At 66.9% G+C, this 18,523-nt stretch carries 10 protein-coding genes and 1 pseudogene; 4 read left to right on the top strand and 7 right to left on the bottom strand.

What is annotated here, in order from left to right:
- Window positions 1-111: 111 nt before the first annotated feature.
- Together ABD224_RS07105 and ABD224_RS07110 are read right to left on the bottom strand one after the other, a co-directional pair.
- A complete protein-coding gene (locus ABD224_RS07105; RefSeq protein WP_344048021.1) occupies window positions 112-1,077 on the bottom strand; it encodes a tetratricopeptide repeat protein in 966 nt (321 codons plus the stop codon).
- A gap of 101 nt (window positions 1,078-1,178) precedes the next feature.
- Complete coding sequence (locus tag ABD224_RS07110; RefSeq protein WP_344048023.1) at window positions 1,179-1,598, bottom strand: ATP-binding protein; 420 nt, start codon at window positions 1,596-1,598, stop codon at window positions 1,179-1,181.
- A gap of 235 nt (window positions 1,599-1,833) precedes the next feature.
- Between ABD224_RS07110 and ABD224_RS07115 the strand changes: the two genes are divergently transcribed.
- Window positions 1,834-2,670, top strand: coding sequence for a helix-turn-helix domain-containing protein (locus ABD224_RS07115; protein ID WP_344048026.1), 837 nt, complete (start codon window positions 1,834-1,836; stop codon window positions 2,668-2,670).
- Between the two features lie 7 nt (window positions 2,671-2,677).
- Entirely contained in the window at window positions 2,678-2,902 is a 225-nt protein-coding gene (locus tag ABD224_RS07120; RefSeq protein ID WP_301478246.1) for a DUF397 domain-containing protein, read from the top strand.
- Window positions 2,903-2,952: 50 nt separating this feature from the next.
- Here ABD224_RS07120 and ABD224_RS07125 read toward each other — a convergent pair whose 3' ends face one another.
- The gene (locus tag ABD224_RS07125; RefSeq protein WP_344048031.1) at window positions 2,953-4,050 is read right to left on the bottom strand and encodes a hypothetical protein; all 1,098 of its coding nucleotides are present in this window, start codon (window positions 4,048-4,050) and stop codon (window positions 2,953-2,955) included.
- 165 nt (window positions 4,051-4,215) lie between these two features.
- Between ABD224_RS07125 and ABD224_RS29545 the strand changes: the two are divergent.
- A pseudogene (locus tag ABD224_RS29545) lies at window positions 4,216-4,763 on the top strand (site-specific integrase); the annotation flags it as partial.
- A 428-nt stretch (window positions 4,764-5,191) separates the two neighbouring features.
- Here the strand turns inward: ABD224_RS29545 and ABD224_RS07135 are convergent.
- The 3 genes from ABD224_RS07135 to ABD224_RS07145 all read right to left on the bottom strand — a co-directional run bounded on the left by ABD224_RS07135 (window position 5,192) and on the right by ABD224_RS07145 (window position 17,221).
- On the bottom strand, window positions 5,192-5,695 hold the full coding sequence (locus tag ABD224_RS07135) for a hypothetical protein (protein ID WP_301478249.1): 504 nt from the start codon (window positions 5,693-5,695) through the stop codon (window positions 5,192-5,194).
- Window positions 5,692-16,335 (bottom strand): LamG-like jellyroll fold domain-containing protein, encoded by a 10,644-nt coding sequence (locus ABD224_RS07140; protein ID WP_344048035.1) that lies wholly within the window; start codon window positions 16,333-16,335, stop codon window positions 5,692-5,694. The genes ABD224_RS07135 and ABD224_RS07140 overlap by 4 nt, the downstream gene beginning before the upstream one ends.
- 232 nt (window positions 16,336-16,567) lie before the next feature.
- A complete protein-coding gene (locus ABD224_RS07145) occupies window positions 16,568-17,221 on the bottom strand; it encodes a type 1 periplasmic-binding domain-containing protein (protein ID WP_344048037.1) in 654 nt (217 codons plus the stop codon).
- Window positions 17,222-17,506: 285 nt separating this feature from the next.
- Here ABD224_RS07145 and ABD224_RS07150 point away from each other — a divergent pair, with 285 nt between their 5' ends.
- Entirely contained in the window at window positions 17,507-18,064 is a 558-nt protein-coding gene (locus ABD224_RS07150; RefSeq protein ID WP_344048039.1) for a hypothetical protein, read from the top strand.
- Window positions 18,065-18,135: 71 nt separating this feature from the next.
- On the opposite strand, the gene ABD224_RS07155 is transcribed toward ABD224_RS07150, so the two are convergent.
- Window positions 18,136-18,396 carry a DUF7660 family protein gene (locus ABD224_RS07155; RefSeq protein ID WP_344048041.1) on the bottom strand — a complete coding sequence of 87 codons (261 nt, stop codon included), beginning with the start codon at window positions 18,394-18,396 and terminating at the stop codon, window positions 18,136-18,138.
- Between the last annotated feature and the right edge of the window lie 127 nt (window positions 18,397-18,523).

Raw genomic sequence — 18,523 nt, forward strand, 5'->3', positions numbered from 1 at the left:
TCCCTGTTCGGGGTGTTTGTCACGTTGGCGAGGTCAGGGGTGCCCGGCGGCTCCGGGGGTGCCTGATGGGCGCGAGGGGGGCGGCTCCGGTGTGCCCGGTGGCGCGGGCCGTCAGCCCCCGGCGAGGGCGGCGTCGCGGTACTTGACGTAGGCGTCGGCCGGCTTGCCCAGATAGCTCCACGGGTACTCCGAGGCCAGGTTGCCCAGCGCGCGGAAGTGCACGGCGGCCCGTGCACGGTCCCCGATCAGCGAGAAGAGGGCGGCGAAGCATCCCTGGACCGTGACCCACCCATAGGCGTGGGCGGGCCGGAAGTCCGGATGGAGCACCGAGCGCTCGGCGGCCTCGACGAGTTCGGCGTGGACATGGGGCTGCCGCAGGTACGCGGCGCGTTCCTGACTGGTGCGCAGATCCGCCCAGTGTTCCAGGTGCGCCTCCGCGACCAGGCCGCCGTTCAGCGCTCCGTCCGGAGCGTTCCGCAGGCACTCCTGGGCGAAGCCGTGGGCGGCCTGCCAGGTTCCGCCCCACTTGGGGCACAGCTGCTGGAGCAGACGTGCCTGGCCGGTGAAGTGGTGCGGATGATGGGCGGCCAGCCGGTCGTACCGGCGCCGCGCCTCGTTCTGCCCGAGCTCCAGTCCACGAGCGGTGTTGAGCCGTTCGGCCCAGGCCGCGTCGTAGGACGGGTCGAGGGCGGTGGCCCGTATGAGCAGTTTCTCGGCCTCCCGCAGATGCGCGTGGAAGGCGGCGAACTGCTCACGGCTGACGTCCTTGGCACGCGCTCCGGTGCGGATCTCCCAGCCGGCCTCGATCTCACGGGCGCCGAGCACGGTCAGGGCGAACACGTCGTCCGGATCGGCCGCGACCAGCTCGCGCAACGACTGCTCGACGCCCGGGATCTCGGCCAGCACGCTGGTCGCGAAGGACCGGTCGGTGCCCTGCGGCAGGGAGTCGACGTACTGACGCACCGAGGCCCAGTCCCCCGCGGCGGCGTCCTGCCGCAGTCGGACGGCCTCGGGGAAGGCGGAGGCGACCTCGAAGTCGGGCGACGGCAGCGAGGACGCGGAGGAGGTGAACGACATGCGCGGATCCTAAGGGAGACCTGTGACAGTGCCACCGACGGGAAGCCCGCAGGCCGGGCGGTGCGCGGCGGCGTTTTTCCGGTGACGCGCCGCCCTGTCGGTCAGGCGGTGGCCAGCTCGCACCAGACGACCTTGCCCCGGTTGCCCTCCCTCGCCAGCGGCTGCCACCCCCACAGGTCGGCACAGGCCCGCACCAGCGCCAGCCCCCGCCCCTCCTCCAGGTCGGCGGCCTGCTCCAGGGGCACGGGCGGCTCCGGCGGCGCGGGGTCGGCGTCCCACGCCCCGATCCGCAGGACACCGGCCGACCAGCGGACACGGAGCGCGGCGGGCCCCTTGGTGTGCCGTACGGCGTTGGAAACCAGCTCGGCGGCGAGCAGTTCGGCCACGTCGACCAGACGGATCAGGCCGTGCAGGGTGAGGATCAGACGGAGGGTACGACGGCTGACCGTGACGGCACGTGGATCGTTGGGGATGGAGAGGCAGTACTCCCAGGGGTCGGTCGTGATGCCGGTTTCGGACATGACTCAGCTCCATGAGGCGAGTTGAGAGAGGTAACGGTGATGAGCGGCGGATGCGGGCGGTGGCCTGCCGCAGCCGTCATGGCAGGACGGAGCGGTGCGCTTCCGGGGTCCCGGGATTCCGCAGCGTGTGCGTCGCGTCACCGACGGTAGATCTAAATCTAGGGACGCGGCAAGCTGGTCGCGTAATCTGACCCCGAACGAGTCGCGCCCACAAGCGCGTGAGGAGAACCAGTCGATGGTGAAGAGGCGCGAACCGACAGCACGTCAGATGCGACTGGCAACTGAACTGCGCAGACTGCGTGAAGCCGCAGGTCTCAGCTCCCGCCAGGCAGCCGGACTGCTCGGCGTGAGCCCCACCCAGATCACCCACATCGAGTCCGCGCTCGCGGGCGTGAGCGAGCAGCGCCTCCGCCGCCTTGCCTCTCATTACGCCTGTACCGACGCCGAGTTCATCGACGCCCTGGTGGCCATGGCCACCGACCGGACACGTGGCTGGTGGGAGGAGTACCGGGGCCTCCTCCCCACGTCATTCCTGGACTTGTCCGAGCTGGAGCACCACGCCCGGTTCCTGCGCCACGTGGCGATCCTGTACGTGCCGGGCCTGCTGCAGACGGAGGCCTACATGCGCGCCGTCTTCTCCTCCAGGCTTCCGGAACTGACCGATGAAGAACTCGAGTTGCGCATCCAGCACCGAAAGGCGCGCCAGAGGTTCACCGTCCCGTACGAAGCGGTGATCCATGAGGCGGCACTTCGGATCAGGGTCGGTGACCGTGTCGCCTCAAGAGCCCAGCTCACCCGGCTCCTTGAGCTTTCCGAAGCGGACCACATCACCGTGCGCGTCATCCCCTTCGACCTGGACGGCTTCGCCAGCGCGTCAAGCACGATGACGTACGTGGGCGGCCCCTTGCCCAAGCTTGACACCGTGGTCCGCGACGCGCCGCACGGCTCAGCCTTCATCGATTCCGAGGCTCAACTCAACATCTATCGAACGAGCTTCCGTAAGGTGGAGGCCGCGTCACTCAACCCCGAACAGTCGCGCGACTTCATCCACAGGTTGGCGAAGGAGCTGTGAGGTACCCATGGGCACCACCGGCAGCTGGCGCAAGTCGTCCTACTCGGGACCCGGCGACGGCAACGAGTGCGTCGAGATCGCGAACTCCTCCACCCACATAGCCATCCGCGACTCCAAGGCCCCGGCCAGGGCCGTCCTCACCTTCCAGGCCGGAGCCTTCACCACCTTCATCGAAGCCCTCAAGGACCAGAGCCTCTCGACGGGGACCGACCTCACCGGATCCCACGACTGACCAGTCCATGAGGGCTGCGCCAACCCTGCAGCTTGATTGGCCAGTTCGCGCTACGCGCTGCGGGCCGCGGTCGCGGACCGCCTGCCGGCGCGGAGGATGGCGATGGCGCGGGCGCGGTCGAAGGCGGCGACGGGATCCCTGTGATACGTCCAAGGCTGCGCACCCACCCACGGCTCCAGCAGCCGGAACTGCTCGAGGGCCTCACGGCCCCGCCCGGCCTGGGCCAAGGCGGCGGCGAGCGTATGCCGGGCCAGCGGCAGCCGCGGGTCGTCGGCGGGTGCGGCGGAGACCGCGTCCAGAAGGGCGTTGATCGTGGATTTCGAGTTCCGGCCCGCGAACGGCATGAGGCCGGGGCCTTGCAGCGCCTGCTCGAAAGAGGCCATCAGCGGCAGCACGGACAAGAGTGTGTGCGCGGGGGCGGAGGCTGCGGCTTCCTTCGCGAAACGGTAGGCCAGCTGGTCCGAGCCGCACCACTTGGCGCACCAGTACTGAAGGGCCTCGAGGTGCCCGAAGAAGTGGTGCGGGGCGCGGGCGGTCAGCTCGCTCCACAGCTGGCGGAACTCCTCGTGCGGCAGGACGAGTCCGCGGGCTGCGGCGACCATCGTGACCCAAGGGGACGGGTCGTGCGGCGCCAGTGCGGCGGCCTCCTGAGCGGCGTACAGGGAGGCCGGCAGCAACTGCTTGAACTGGGCCATCCGTTCGGCGGGGACATCCTTGGCCAGGCCGGCACCACGGACGTCCCCGGCCCGATAGAGCAGCGCCTGCGCGTACACGGCCGCCGCGTCGGGATCCTTGGGCCGCTCGGCCCGCCAGGCGCTCAGCCACCGGTCGTCCTGGGAGGCGACAGAGGCGAGCGCGCAGAGCCGGTCCCACCGCAGATCCCACTCCTGGCCCGCTGCGGCGAGCAGATCCGCACCCGGGCGCCAGTCGCCCTCCCGGGCCGCCTTCACGGCCTCGACCACCTCCGGCACAGGCGGGCTGTCCCGTGTCGGATCCAGCTCCGCACGCGGCAGAAGCCCGTACGCGGCGACGTCGACCCCGGCCGTTCCCTTCCGGTTGGCCTTGGCCAACCGGGTGACACTCCACAGGACCCAGATGATGACGGGGGTTCCCAGGATGCCAAAAATGTCCAGGAGCTCAGGGGACATGGCTTGCGTCGCTTTCGGATCGGCGTGCGAACGGATGGCGATGCGTGATCATCTCGAACAAATGATCACAGAAGGCGCACGGATCGGCAAAACTTTCGACAAAGGTTGCCGAATGACTCCGGCCACGCACTGGTGCGTGGGTTTCCTCGCGCGAACTTCCTCAGCATCCCGCCGCACAGCCATACAAACAGTGACGGGACCGTCTGCCAGCGCAAGGACAGCCGTCAAGAAGCCACCGAATACGTCCTCGCCCCAGCAACACCCGTCCGCCGCGTCTAGTGGTCTCTACGGCAGCAGCCGGAAGGAGACCCGGGCCAAGCTCACCTCCAAGAGACGTCAGCACCTGACTCGTCAGCTGCGCGCCACCCGCCAGTGCTGCATCCACCGCTGCGACGCCCGGCGTGATGAGCCCCGCTGCTGTGCTGCCGGAGCGTGCTGCTGCAAGCTGCTCTCCACTGACGCTCACCCACATCCACTCCGTGCTCAAGTCCGCCTTGGAACAGGCCGTCCGCGAAGAAAAGATCCCCTCCAACGTCACTCGTAACGTCCGCGCCGGCACCCCGCAGCCCCAGTGCTTCGGCTCCCTCACCGTCGACGAACCCCGCAGGCTCCTCACCACGCCCCAAGGCCACAGGCTGCACGCCCTGCTCGAACTCGCCCTTCACGCCGCGCTCTGCAAGGACAAACCCCTCAACCTGCGCTGGGAAGACCTCGGAAAGACCGCTCAGCCGCCTAAAGGGGCACCCGTTCCCACTTCTGCTGTTCCCGAGCTTCGGTCTGCCCCATGTACGTACCGCATGCTGACGTCATACTGCAGCGATCAAGAACCGTCACGAGCTACCGACAGACTCCACGAGTTCAACCTAAGTAACCCGAATGGCCCGCCGATGAAACCGACGGGCCATTCCAAGGCGAAGGTCAGGAAGGTTTACCAAACCTCCTGGCAGCTACGTCAAGAAGGCAGTGAACAACGGATTGCCTGCAGCGATGCCGCAAATATTACTACCAAGGCTCTGCCTTGGCGTTAGGCGCCGCTGCTGGAACAGGATCACTCAGCTCCCGGCATTATCTGAAGGCCTGCTCACACCCTGACAAGGACCAGAAGGGGAGAGAACCTGCGACCTCCAGTCCCGTGGAGCCTTTACACATACCCCAACTGACGCAACAGCTGCCACCACTCATCAGACTCCGGGGAATTTGTGATTCTCAGGTAGTCAGGGCCGAGCCCGTACCGCAGTACAAACTCAGCAAGGTTGTCCGCCATTCTCTCGAATCGACGACTCTCCCACCAGGTGGTCAGCATGTCAGGGTAGGCCCAGATCGATCCGTCTTGCCGGTTGATCAGCACAGGGTTCTCATTGATCTTTCCGACGACGAACCAGCTACCTGGATCCTCAGGAACCTCGACCATGCCTGGCGAAATCCATTTCTGCGCCTGCACGACAGACTTCCTGTCAAGGATCACTACTGCTCCCATGATGGCTCCATCGGCAACCATCAGGAAGTCCAGGTACTCCTCCGGAGCATCCAACTCCGGCCGCCGAGAAACGCCAGCCGGAACAGAGTTGAAGATACTCAACTCACTGTTGGAATCAATGGCCTCACGAACCCTCGAAAGAGTCCGCTTGAACTCATCCGCAATCACTGGGGCCCCTGAATAGTAATAGTTATGGGCGTATAATCCGGCAGATTCATGATCTGTAGTCTAATCTGCTTACCTATGGCTTGATTGGTGGTGGCATCAAGCATATGGAGGTTGTCTACAGTATCAGGACCGCCCAGCTGAAGTTCCCAGACATGATCTGGGTTCATTCTACCGAAGATCCTCCGGCGGGCCGCTGCAACAAACTCCGGATTCCTATCTTTATACAGGGCATAAACCTTCCTGAAGAATTCCTGCTTATACCCCCGCTCAATGCCAGCTCGCGGCGGAAGCGGATTAGGGGCTTTGAAAAGCTTCCCTTCGTCACTGAGTTGCTTAAGTGCGTTTGCCTTGATCTTGAACTGAGACCTGGGCATATCTGGCTCCCAACTAATCGTGATATTAGTTGGGCAGACGTCCGGGTTGCGATTATGTACGAGCACCGAAACGGTGCCAGCCTCCACATGGTATGTGTGCAGGCCATCGATGCTCAGGTCGTAGGTGACACGGGTCGCCGTGTATGCCTTGACTGCAACGATCTTGGTCGGGCCACCGTCGGCGTTCTGGAGTGTGTGGCCAGCTTTGAGGTCGCCAGCTTGGGTCCAGGTGTTGCGGCTGACCTCATAGAACTGATGGTGCTTGGTGGTCTGGATCGTCTTCGGACCGGCCTTGGTGGCGACGACGATGTCGACATAGTCGCGGTCGGTCTTGGTGACGATTACCGCCTTGACCCGGTGCTTCTCCTTCTTCTTCTTGCCGGGCTCGGCAGTCAGGACGTAATCCCCGACCTTGACCTCGCTGATCGGCTTGGTGGTGGCGTTGGCCATCAGGACGCCGGTGGAACCGGTGAAGCTGTGCGGCGTGCAGCCCTTGCGGCCGAACTTGCTGGCCGCCGCGCCGAAGACGCCGCCCGTCGCGGCACCGACCGCCGTGGCCTTCGCCGCCCCGCTCGCGCTGCAGCCCTCCTCACTGGCCGCGCAGGAGATGCCGTAGCCGACCGCGCCTTCCGCGGCGCCACCTGCGGCACCCATGGCCGCACCCTGCGCGGCCTTGCCGCCGACGTTGGCGAGCAGGCGGCCCACCGCGCCGGAGGCCGCCCCGCCGATCGCGCCGCCCGCGGCACCAGTGGCGGCGCCGAGGGCGACCGCGCCGACGAAGCCGCCGACGGTCTTGGGACCGTCGCTCATCAGGTAGCCCACGCCGTTGGCTGCCGCGCCCGCCAGGGCCGCGCAGCCGATCGCACCGGCACCGGCCGTAGCTGCCGTGCAGCCGGCGAAGACCGCCACGCCCACCGCGACCGAGGCGATGGTCGCGGCGTGCTGCTTGACGAAGTTGGCCGTGGCCTTGACCGCCTTCTTGGCACCGCTGCGGATCTTCGCGGCCGCCTTCTTGGCGCCCTTGACCGCCTTCCCTGCCACATGTTTGGCGGCCGAGGCGGCCTTCTTCACCGTCTTCTTGACGTGGCTAACGACCTTGTGGACCGTGCGTTTGACCTTCTTATAGGTCTTTTTGGCGTATGTCTTGACCTTCTTGACGCCGTCGCTCACATAGCGCACCGCCTTGCGGACCGTGCGCTGTGCCTTGCGGACGGTCTTCTTGACCGCGGTCTTGACCTTCTTGACGGTCTTCTTGACCTTCTTGGCGGCCTTCTTGACCACCTTCTTGGTCTTCTTCCAGGCCGACTTGGCGGTCTTCGTGACCTTCTTGGCGGCCTTCTTGACCTTCTTGGTGACCTTCTTGAGGGCCTTCTTCGCGAAGCTGAAGAAGTGACCGGTCGGGTCCACACCCGTCATCGGGTTCTGGTTGGCGTACGCGTACTGGTTCGCGTTCACCGACGCCGGCAGCGGGTCGTTGCTGACGGTGTCCCGGCTGTTGAACTGGCCGGTCTGCGGTGAGTACCAGCGCGCGGCCATGTTGACCTTCGCCGTCGCCGGGTCGGTCCAGCCGGACTGGTAGCCCAGATGCCCCTGCATCCCGGCCGAGAGGACGACCGTGCCGAACGGCGTGTAGGTCGTCGAGCCGGTCAGCACCTCACTGGAGTCGGTGAACTGGGCCACCACGTCGTCGTGGATGTCGGTCAGGGCCAGCACCGCCGTCGAGCCGGCCCTCACGCCCACCAGCGAGCCGTCCGGAGTGCGGCTGTAGGACGCCGCACCGTCGGAGGCCACGTCGTTTCCGGCGCCGCTGTACTTGAACGAGAAGACCTCCGTGCCCGTCTCGTCCTTGGCGCTCAGCACACGGTCCAGACCGTCGTAGGTGTACGTCCGGTCGCCCTCGCTGATCACACGGTTGAAGGCGTCGGCCTTGAGCAGTGTCTGCTCCCCGCCCTCGTCCGTGATCGAACGCAGCGTGCCACGCGGGGTGTACGTGTACGTGTTGTGCCCGTCCGAGGTGAGACGGTTGCGCGCGTCGTACGTGTACGTGTCGCCGCCCACGCGTGTGCGGTTGCCGGAGGCGTCGTAGCCGTAGACCTCCAGGGTCATCCCGTTGTTCCAGGAGGTCAGCCGGTTCGCCCAGTCGTACGTGTACGTGTTCGCGGACGCCCCCGCCACACCGGTCGTCGTCTTCGACGTCAGGTTGTCGTTGGCGTCCCAGCCGTAGGTGAAGGAGGCCAGCACCTTGCCGGTGGGCGAGAGCAGCTTGTCGCTGGTCAGCCGCCCCAGCGCGTCGTAGGAGAACGTCCGCCGGGACTTGCCCGCGCCGTAGTCGATCTCCGTGACATTGCTGTTGGCGTCGTAGCTGTAGGTCATCGTGGAGCCGGTCGCCCCGTCGTTGACCGTCTTCAGCCGGCCCGCCGAGTCGTACGCGTAGGTCGACGTGCCCGACGCATCCGTCTGCGACGTCATCGCCCCGTCGCCGTTGTAGGTGAACGACGAGGTGCCCGACGGACCGGACGTCGACAGCAGCAGACCCCGGTCGTCGTAGGTGAAGGTGTTCAGATCCTCACCCGTCCCCGCGACGGCGGTGACACGGTCGTCGGAGTCGTACTGGTAGGTGTGGTCGACCGTTTCGGCCTCCGCACCCCTGCCGGTCTGCCGGATCAGCCGGCCCTTGGCGTCGTACTCGTTGGTGACGACCACACCGCCCGGGGAGCGGTGCTCTTTGACCCGGCCCGCCGCGTCGTACACCGTGGTGAAGGTGCGGTCCTCCAGGTCCGGGTGGGCCGGAGTGGACGGCTCGATCAGCGATTCGGGCAGCCCCCAGCTGTTGTACGTGGTGATGAACGGGTTGCCCCGGCCGTCGGTGAAGCGCGTACGGTTGCCCGCCGCGTCGTAGCCGAAGGTCGTGGTGATCGACTCGGTCGCCGAGACCGGCTGAACCGCCTTGGTCACCAGGCCCGTCGCGTCGTAGGTGAACGTGGTGGTGTGACCGCGGTAGTCGGTCACCGAAACCGGGTTGCCCATCCGGTCGTAGCCGGCACGGCTGGTGCGCAGCACCATGCCGGTCTTGTCCAGGTCGCTGGTGGCGATCAGCTGGCCGTAACCGTCGTAGGTGTTCCTGGTGCTGGTGCCGTCCGGGTCCGTCGCGGTGAGGACCTCACCGTCCATGGTGTAGGTGAACTTCGACACGTTGCCCGCGCCGTCGGTCACCTCGATGAGCTCGCCGAGGGCGTTGTACTTGTACGACTCCGACACACCCGTCGGGCTCACCGTCCGGGACAGTTCGCCGCCGGGCGCGTTGTACTCGTTGATCGTCGTGTACGCCCGCTGGGTCGGCTGACGCACGATGTCCGTGCTGGTCAGCTCACGCCCCAGGTAGTCCCATGTGGACTCCTCGCGCGCCCCGTTGGGCCGGGTCGTCGACAGCAGGTCGCCGTTGGTGTCGTACGTGAACGTCGTCCTGCCGCCGCCGGGCTCCGTGACCGAGGCGACATCGCCGAGCTGCGTGTACGTGTAGGTCGTGCGGTTGCCCAGCGGGTCGACCTCGGCCGTGACCTGGCCGAGCCTGTTGTACTCGTTCCAGGACGTGGCCGTGATCGGCGTCGTGGATCCCGGCGGGGTGTAGTTCGGCAGCCTCGTCGAGGTCTCCTGGCCGTCGGCGTCGTAGGCAATAACCGTGACGTTGCCGAGCGGGTCGGAGGTCTCGGTCACCTCGCCGAAGGTGTTGTACCCCGTCATCGAGACCGGACGTACGTCGACGGGCTCGCCCCCGCCCGTCTCGGCCTTGACGACGGGTTCGGTGACCGTGGTCTGCTGACCGGCCTCGTCGTACCCGTAGTCGGTGGTGTTGCCGTCCGGGTCGGTCATCGACACCGGCAGACCGCGCTGGTCCAGCTTCCAGGTGGTGGTGCGGACCGAGCTGCCCTCCGCCGGCAGGGTGCCGCCGTACACGGCGGACACCTGGGACGCGGTCAGCGCCTCACTGTAGATCTGGACATCGGCGATCGAGCCCTGGGCGTTCTCGCCGTAGGTGCCCTTGTACAGGCGCCGTCCGATCTGCAGCGGGCCGGTGGCCTCCCAGGGGGAGGTGAAGGCGGTCGTGGTCCCCGCCTGGCTTCCGTTGACGTACAGCTTCAGCGTCCCGGCGGCCTGGTCGTACACGCCGGCCAGGTGGGTCCAGGTGCCGGTCGTCACCGCCGACGTGCCGGAGGAGGCCCGGACGATCACGGTGTCGTCGGTGTCGGTGGCGTGGCGGTTGAAGGTCCAGCCGAACGCCGTGGAGTAGTACAGCTGGAAGCCGCTGGCCGCCTTGCCGTCCTGGGCGACGAAGGTGCTGTTCACGCTCGTCGAGCCGAGCTTGACCCAGGCCGCGACGGTGAAGCTGCCGCTGGTGTTCACCGCCGGGCCGTCCGCCTGTCCGTAGGCGTTCGCCGTGCCGTTGAAGACCGCGGAGCCGCCCTTCTCGGTGGAGCGGGTGACGGCGCTGCCGAGGGTCACCTCGCGGTTGCCGCCGGAGGAGTCCTGGGCCACAAGGCCGCTGGTCTCCGACAGTTTCCACCGGGCCACGGGCGCGGTGGTTCCGTCGTGCACCGTGGTGCCGGTGACGTTGCCCAGGTTGTCGTACAGCGTGTCCGTCGTGCTGACCTCACCGGTCGTCGGATCGGTCTCCGTCTCCGACACGACGTTGTCGTCGGGGTCGTAGGAGACCTTCGTGGTGCGGTTGAGTCCGGCCGGGTCGAGCACCGTCGACGTGATGCGGTCGGCCGCGTCCACCGTGAAGACGGTCGTGGTCTGGCCGTCGTTGGACACCTGCTTGATCAGGTTCCCGGCCATGTCGTACGTGTTGGACTCTTCGACGAACTGCTCGCCGCTCACCGGGTCCTTGCGCACGATCGTGGCCGGCAGGCCGTTGTCGGTGTAGGTGTACGCCGTCACCCAGCCCATCGAGTCGGTGATGGAGGCGAGCCGGCCGGCCGGGTCGTACGCCCGCGACTCCTGGACCAGCGTGGTCGGCTCCTGGGGGTTGTTCGGGTCCCCGGTGTAGTTGAGCAGGCTGGTGGTCAGCGGCCGCCCTTCGGCGTCGTAGGTGTAGACGTTGACGTTCCCCTCGGGGTCGGTCTCCTTCACCTTGTTGCCGTAGACGTCGTACTCGAACGACGTGGTGCCGCCGCCCGGGTCCGTCCGCGAGGCGAGACGGTTGTGGGCGTCGTACGTCATCGTCGTGGTGCGCGAGGCGTCACCACCGGTCAGGTCGGTGACGGTCTGCGAGAGGACATTGCCGTCGTCGTCGAAGACGGTGGCGGTTCTCGCCCGGTGGACCGCACCGGTGACGCGGTTGGTGACCGGGGGGCCGGTCTCGGTGACCACCTGGTCGTTCTTGTCGTACGTCCACGTGGTGGTCAGACCGTCCGGGTAGGCGTCGGACATCTCCGTCTGCGTGATCCGCCGGCCCAGGTTGTCGTACGTGTACTTCACCTTGGCGCCGTTGGCGTCGATGGTCTCCGCGAGGTCGCCGTTGGAGTAGTAGACGTACTTCGTCTTCTTGCCGCCCGGTGTCGTGACCGTGTCCACCAGGCCCGGCGGCGCCGTGGCCGTTCCGCCCTCCGCCGCGGGAGTCGACGACGTGGTGTAGGTCGTGGTGGCGGTGCGGCCGTTGGGGTGACCGGCCACCGGCGGGCTGGTCACCGACAGCAGGTTGCCGTGGGTGTCGTAGGTGTACTTGGTCAGGTAGGTGTCGTCCGTCGCCGACGTGGAACGCCCGTCCCGCTCGGTCAGGACCAGGTCGTTCCTGGGATCCATCGGCGGGAACGCGGTGGTCGCGTCCGGGTAGTACGTGTAGTACTCGGTGGAGCACTTGTTCGCGGCCGTGTCCTGGCAGTCGGTCTGGGAGACCACGTTGCCGCGGATGTCGTGGCCGGTGATGCTGCGGTTTCCGTTGGCGTCGGTCACGGTGTGCAGGAAGCCCGCCGTGTCGTAGCCGTACGTCGTCCGCTTGCCGTTGGTGTCGATCGCGGCCAGCAGGCGGTTGCCCATCTCCGCGTCGTAGACGTACGTCAGCGTCTTGTCGGTCGGGTCGGTGAGCGTGACCGTGCGCACCGGAGCGATGCCGGAGGACGCCTTGTAGGCCGACCAGTGCTGTTCGACCTGATCCTCGGTCAGCGGGTGGTCGTACACGGCGACCTCGGCGATGGAGCCCTTGAAGAAGCTCACGTCACCGGGGGAGCTGTACCAGTTCTTGGCGAAGCCGCCACCGATGTAGGTGTGGGCGTTGGTCTGGTCGTTCGCCTGACCGGTGTAGTCGGCCTGCTTGACGCCGTCGAGATACAGGGTCTGGGTCGTGCCCTTGAGGGACAGGACCGCGTGATGCCACGCGTTGTCGTTGACGGTCTTCGTCGAACCGAAGGAGCTGCCGCCGGTCCCCGAGCCGCTCCACCAGTGACCGTGCAGTTTGCCGTCGGCGCCCACGTACAGCAGCGGGTGCCAGCTGCCGGACGGAGTGGGCTCGGTCAGTGGCTGCGACTGGTCGGACAGGATCACACCGGGGCTGTCGGTCTTGAACCACAGCTCGACGGCACGCTCCGGCGAGCCGTGCCAGGGGCTGTACGGGATCTCGGCGTACGAGGAGGTGCCGTTGAAGGACGCGGCCGTGACGTCACCGGTGCCGAACGGACCCGCCACACCCTGGGTGACGGAGTTGTACGTGCCGAACCCGGTGTTCACCTCGTTGGCGGCCTGCGGCGCGCCGAGGGTGTCGGCCAGACGCCAGTAGCCGGCCGGGGCGGAGCCCATCACCGCCGAGCGGTAGACCTGCGAGGAACCGGTGACCGTGGGCGGGTTGAGCTTCCAGGTGCCGCCGTCACTGTCCGTGACCCGCTGGACCAGGTCGTCGCTGGTGTCGTAGACGACCTGGGCGTGGACCCTCCCTCCGGGCGTGGTGATCTTGCTGAGCAGACCGGCGGACCGCTTGGCGGCCTGGTACTGCGCGGTGATCACCGACGGGTCGAGGGGCTCGGAGTAGATCGCCACCTCGGCCATCTGGCCGGAGTAGTGCCCGAGCGGGTCGTTTGGGTTCATCGCGGGCCAGCCCTGGGTGTTCACCCCCGCACCGAGCGAGATGTAGGGCTGGTCCCAGTCGTTGATGGTGCCGCTCAGCGAGCCCTGGGCCACGCCGTCGAGGTACAGGGTCTGGCTGGTGGCCTGGCCGGTGAGGACCGCCTGGTGCCACTGGCCGTCGGTGACCGTGGCGCTGGAGACGATGGTGGGGTTGCAGCTGGGCGACATGGCCAGGCAGCCGCGCAGCTTGCCGTCGGTCCCGATGTACACCGCCGGGGTGTTCTTCGTCGTGTTCCCCACCGGGTCGGGGTCGCTCAGCGGCTTGTCGCCGTAGTAGAAGAGGACGCCTCCGGCCTTGGTGGTCCTGAACCACAAGGACACCGTCATGTACGAGGGCGTGGCGCCGGGGGCGCTCGGCATCTCCACGTACGACGTGGTGCCGTTGAAGGTGGCCGTCTTCTGGGTGGAGCCCGCGAGGACGGGCGAACTGCCCAGCGTCACATTGTGGTAGAGGCCGTTGTACCGGCCCTGGTTGGTGTCGACGCTGTCCTTGGCGACGGTCGCGCCGGCCTCCTCGCCGAGCCGCCAGTACGCGTACGGGTCGGCGTCCAGCACCGTGGTGCGGTAGTGGTTGCCGGTGGCGTACGTGTAGGTGGTGCACTTGGTCGGGGTCGCGGGCGGGCAGACGGAGGTGAGCTGGTCACCGGAGTAGCCGTAGGTCCAGGTCTGGACCGTGGACGGATCGCCCGCGACCGCCGGGTCGGTGGAGACGGTGGCGACATGCGCGGCGGTGGCGCCGGAGGGCGTCGACCACGTCAGGCTGAGTGACCGCCTGGACGTCTCGTTGGTGATTTTGACCAGCTGCTTGGACGCGTTGTAGGTGAACGTCTCGGTGCGGCCCGCGTAGTCCTTGATGCTGGATATCGCGTAGGTGCCCGCCTTGGCGGTCGCCTGCTTGAAGGCGTACTCGGTGAAGTCCTTGTCCGTCAGCGTGTAGCCGCCGGTCACCGACTGGAGCCGGGCGTACCGGCCGAGCGGGGGCTGGAAGGTGCCGTCGCTGTTGCGGCCGAAGGCGACCTGCTCACCGCCCGGGTAGGTGACGACGACACTGGTGACCGTGCCCGCCGGGTCCTTCACCTCGGTCGCCTTCATGTCGGCGACCGTCGACCAGCCGGCGCCGAAGGCCCCGTCGATGCGCGGGTCGAGGCTGTTGTACGAGCGGTCGATCTCCAGCGAGGGGCCGATGACCTCCACGTCCGCGTCGGTGTCCTCGGTGGTGTAGTTGCCGTCCGAGGGGTCGAAGTCATGGCCGTCGGTGTTCTGGGCCAGACCCGAGGTGACCGGCGGCTGCGGTACGGCGGTGGTGAAGCGGCTGGAGTACGTCACCTCCTCGTAGCCGTCGCTCGCCCCCACGTACCACTCGTAGTTCTTCGACCACTTGAGCTTGCCCGCGGGGATCTTCCATCTGCCCTTGGACAGGGTGCCGGAGGTGGCGACGGGGGTGGTGCTGCCGCTGTCGGCGTCGTACACCTCGAAGAGGTACGACAGTGCGGAGTTCGGCCACTTGTCGGCGTCGTGCGCGTAGACGAGCAGCTCGGGCTGGAGGGTGTTGGCCTGGAAGTTCTCCGGCGGGTACTGGGCGGTGACCTGCGGCTTGGTGTTCGGCGCGTAGGTCAGGTCCAGCGAGGGGCGCCAGGCGGCGGTGGCCGAGTTGTCGGAGTGGAACCTCTTCCAGTGCAGGGCGTCGTTGGTCGGTGCGACAAGGGCGAGACCGTAGTTGGGCCCGCCGGTGGCGACCTGGGTGAACCACGATGTCGACAGCGTCACCGGCATCTTCACCCCGACGCTGGTGCTGCCGCTGGTGTTGGTGCACGAGGCACCCGGATTCACCGTGGCGGAGCCGATGGCGGAGCCGTAGGACGGACCCGGGTACGTCGTGGTCGTCGACGGGGACCACGACTGGGTCACCGGGTGCACGTAGAACGGCTTGGCGGTGCACGTCGAGGACCACAGCGCCCAGACGTTGAGGGTCGCCGCGGACACCTTCTGGCCGGCGATCTTCGAGCTCAGCGACGAGAACTGCAGGAACGAGTTCGCCTTGTTGGTGCCCGAGTCGTACGAGCCGACCTTGATCTGGTCCTCGGCCGAGCGGTCGGCGCTGTAGTTGTTCTGCACGTACGTCGACTGACTGGCGACGACGGTCGTCGGGTCGACGGTGACGGGATAGACCCGCTCGGGGTCGTCCAGCCAGTCCCGGTCGGCGGTCAGCCTCAGCGCCGGCTTGCCGTCCACCGTGGTCAGCTCGTACGAGACCTGCTGAGAGCGGACGCCCTCACCGGAGCGGGGGTCGATCCGGGAGTCCTGCATGAAGGCGTGAGGGACGCCGGCGGCCACCTTGCCGTCGGCATCCGTGAACTTCACGCTCCCGTCCTCCGCGATGTGCGGAGTCAGGCCCTTCAAATCGAGCGGGAACACCCAGGAGTTGGCCGCGTCCCTGGAGTGCAGGACCAGGTTCTCCTTGACGCCGTCGGCGATGGGGACGAGCTGCACGTCCGTGTCGGGAAGCACGTCGGCGTAACGGAGAGTTCCGTTGTCGTCCTTGACCGCCGTGGTGTTCTGCGCGCCGCGCAGCGTGTACGCCAGGCGACGGCCGCCTCCGAAGTCGAGGGAGACCAGCCGCTGGTCGGTGGCGTTCGTGGCGAACTCGATGTCGAAGGAGTTGGCCTTCTGCTCGAACCGGCCCTGCTCGTTCTCGACCAGGCTGACGTCGATCGGCTTCCAGGATCCGTCCGCCGCCTTGAAGTTGGTGCGGGTCGTGTAGTGCCGGATCGTGGTGGAACCGTCGGCGTTGACGTAGTAGTCCGACGTCGCCGTGGACTTCTTGGCGTCCCGCTTGCTGGTCCGGGGGTCGAAGCTCTCCGCCGTGCCCGAGGCCTTGGCCGTCGTGGTCTTCTCGACCTGGCGTACCGGGCGCTTGTACGGGTCCAACTCGCCCCGGCCCTTGCCGGGTTTGCGCCCGACGCCTCCCTCGGCGCTGGTGGCCGCGGTCGAGGCGTGGTGGCTCTTGCCCCGCGCGGTTCCGCCCTGCTGGTCGGGCGTCTTCAACGGGGACTCATTGGCCCATTTCCACAAACCGGACAGAGACCACTCGGGCATGCTCACCGCCGGCAGGGTGGCACCGGTGGCCGCCGCCGTCTCGGTGGTGAGCATGAACGAGAAGGAGACCAGGACAGACAGAGCCGTGACCCTCACCCTGCGCCGGCCTCCGGGGCCCGGCGGGAACAGGCGAGGGCCGCGGACCCAGCGGACACGCATGGACAGCCTTTACTCGCGAAGCCAACAAAGCTTCGAAAGCTTTTCCATGGGTCAAACAAAGTATCTACACGAGATCCACATCTTTAGATGATCTTTACCAACTGCCTTGCGCTGTAAGGGCATTGGGTCACATACCGGACGCCCGCACGGCATGTCTGATCACATCCGCCACCGTCGCCTCAAGCTCCTCACCAGGCTGCGCGACAGTGACGTTCCCGGCTTCCTTCGCCTTCTCCGTCTTCTCCGCTTTCCCTGCCTTCTCCGCCGAACCTCCGTCGACCACGACGAAGCGCACCTTGGCGTGCTGGCCGGCGTCGGTTCTCGTCACCTGGGTCTGCGGAGCACCGACCGCCACGACGACATCGCACTGACGCTGGATCAGGCTGTTGAAGAACGGCCGCACGTTGGCCACCGACTGCGGCCCCATGACCGGCACATAGGAAACCCGGGCCCTGGTCTCCAGGGACGCCTTCTGCATCCCCTGCCACACCGAGGCGGCGAGCGTCCCCTGGGCGATGCCCTTCTCGTCCGTCAGCAGACACGCGTCGAACTCCTTGTACTGACGTGCCCGCGGATCAGGGGGGCCGGGCTTCTCCTCGTCGGTGAACAACCACGCGCCCACCAGCCCGAGTGCCACGGCTGCCGCCACACCGCCCGCCACCCAGGCACCACGGCCTCGCAGCACACCGGCTGCCGCCGCCATCGCACGGGCGACCGGCATCCTGGCCGGGGAGGCGGTGGTCTTCTTCTCACGATCGCGCTCGTCACGCCGACTCTTCATCGCGCACCGCCCCGGACGACCTGACGGACGATCAGTGCAGCACCGTGCCGACCGCGGCGAAGACCACCGCCGACAGCCGGCCGGCGCGCCTGCCCCGCCGGAAGTCCGGCGCAAGCGACGGCGTTGCGCCCAACGACCCGAGCCTCACCGCGGATACGGCCGTCGGCGCCCCTCCGGAAGAACAACCTGGGCACGGGGTCTGCTGTTGCTCGAGTCGTACACCCGACGACCAGGTCGTGCTTCACAGTCTTCACCTTTGCTTCCCAGGAACGCGCGTACACGCACATGTATTCGACCAGGACCGCCGTACCATACATCCCCCACAGAGGGTCACCGCCCCCGCTGCGTCCTCAGCCGGCGTCCGGCCGAGCTTCTGACGCCGAGGACGACGACCTGCGCGGCGGGGCGTCCGCGACCACGTACGCGTACATCCCGCGTGGCACGCTGCGTTCGATCAGGGACGAGGGCGGGGAGCAGACACTGCTCAAGTCCGACGCCTTCAACCGTGTGATCACCAAGGGCGACTGGACGTACACCTACGACGGCCTGGACCGTGTCCTGAACGCCAAGGACGAGACGGGCACGGAGGTCTTCTCGTTCAAGTACAGCGGCGCCGGAAACGACGTGGCCTCCGACGGTGCGGCGTCCTGCAGCCGCACTCCGGACGGCTCGCTGGTGGGCGTGAGGGGCGGCTCGACGGCGGTGCCGACCCTGACCGGCACGCACAACAACGTGGTGGCCCAGTTCAAACAGCACTGCGGACGCCGGCCCACCGTGCACCGGAAACCCGTCAACCGCACGTCCGCCTGCGCAGCCTGGTCGAGCGTGCCTTCACCCGCCTGAAGGACTGGCGGATATTTCGTCACGCCCGCTGTAACCCCAACCGCCTGACGTCAAACGAGCACGAACAGAATCTACTCGTAAATGAGGGCCGCATGAAAAATTGCGGCGATCATCGACCAGTCCGGTTCCTCAGGAACCGGTTCCTTCACGATGTTTTTGAAGAATCCATCCATGGACCTGGTCCATCGCGCAGCAGCATCGATCAGAGAATCCGCAGTAATGTTCTCTGCCGGCATATCTCCACTTCGAACCATTTCCGCCATACGGGCCAGGTAGTCAGCCAGGTCTTCCCTGCTTTGCACTTGGTTCAGAGCCTCATCATGCCAGTTCACGGTGCCCACACTCCTGCAGATCGAAGTATTTGATCATCATTGATCGCCCTTCGTTTTGCCGCCACTCAGCACCAGACCATCCAGCTGTTACCCCTCCACCGCAACCGTCGGCGCAACCCCGAGAGTC

The organism is Streptomyces thermoalcalitolerans (assembly GCF_039525155.1).
Taxonomy (GTDB): domain Bacteria; phylum Actinomycetota; class Actinomycetes; order Streptomycetales; family Streptomycetaceae; genus Streptomyces; species Streptomyces thermovulgaris.

Excerpts from the sequence above, each read along its gene's own strand:
- ABD224_RS07125 (WP_344048031.1), bottom strand. The coding sequence starts at position 4,050 with ATGTCCCCTGAGCTCCTGGACATTTTTGGCATCCTGGGAACCCCCGTC.
- ABD224_RS07110 (WP_344048023.1), bottom strand. The coding sequence starts at position 1,598 with ATGTCCGAAACCGGCATCACGACCGACCCCTGGGAGTACTGCCTCTCC.
- ABD224_RS07105 (WP_344048021.1), bottom strand. The coding sequence starts at position 1,077 with ATGTCGTTCACCTCCTCCGCGTCCTCGCTGCCGTCGCCCGACTTCGAG.
- ABD224_RS07145 (WP_344048037.1), bottom strand. The coding sequence starts at position 17,221 with ATGAAGAGTCGGCGTGACGAGCGCGATCGTGAGAAGAAGACCACCGCC.
- ABD224_RS07120 (WP_301478246.1), top strand. The coding sequence starts at position 2,678 with ATGGGCACCACCGGCAGCTGGCGCAAGTCGTCCTACTCGGGACCCGGC.
- ABD224_RS07115 (WP_344048026.1), top strand. The coding sequence starts at position 1,834 with ATGGTGAAGAGGCGCGAACCGACAGCACGTCAGATGCGACTGGCAACT.
- ABD224_RS07150 (WP_344048039.1), top strand. The coding sequence starts at position 17,507 with ATGTATTCGACCAGGACCGCCGTACCATACATCCCCCACAGAGGGTCA.
- ABD224_RS07140 (WP_344048035.1), bottom strand. The coding sequence starts at position 16,335 with ATGCTCACCACCGAGACGGCGGCGGCCACCGGTGCCACCCTGCCGGCG.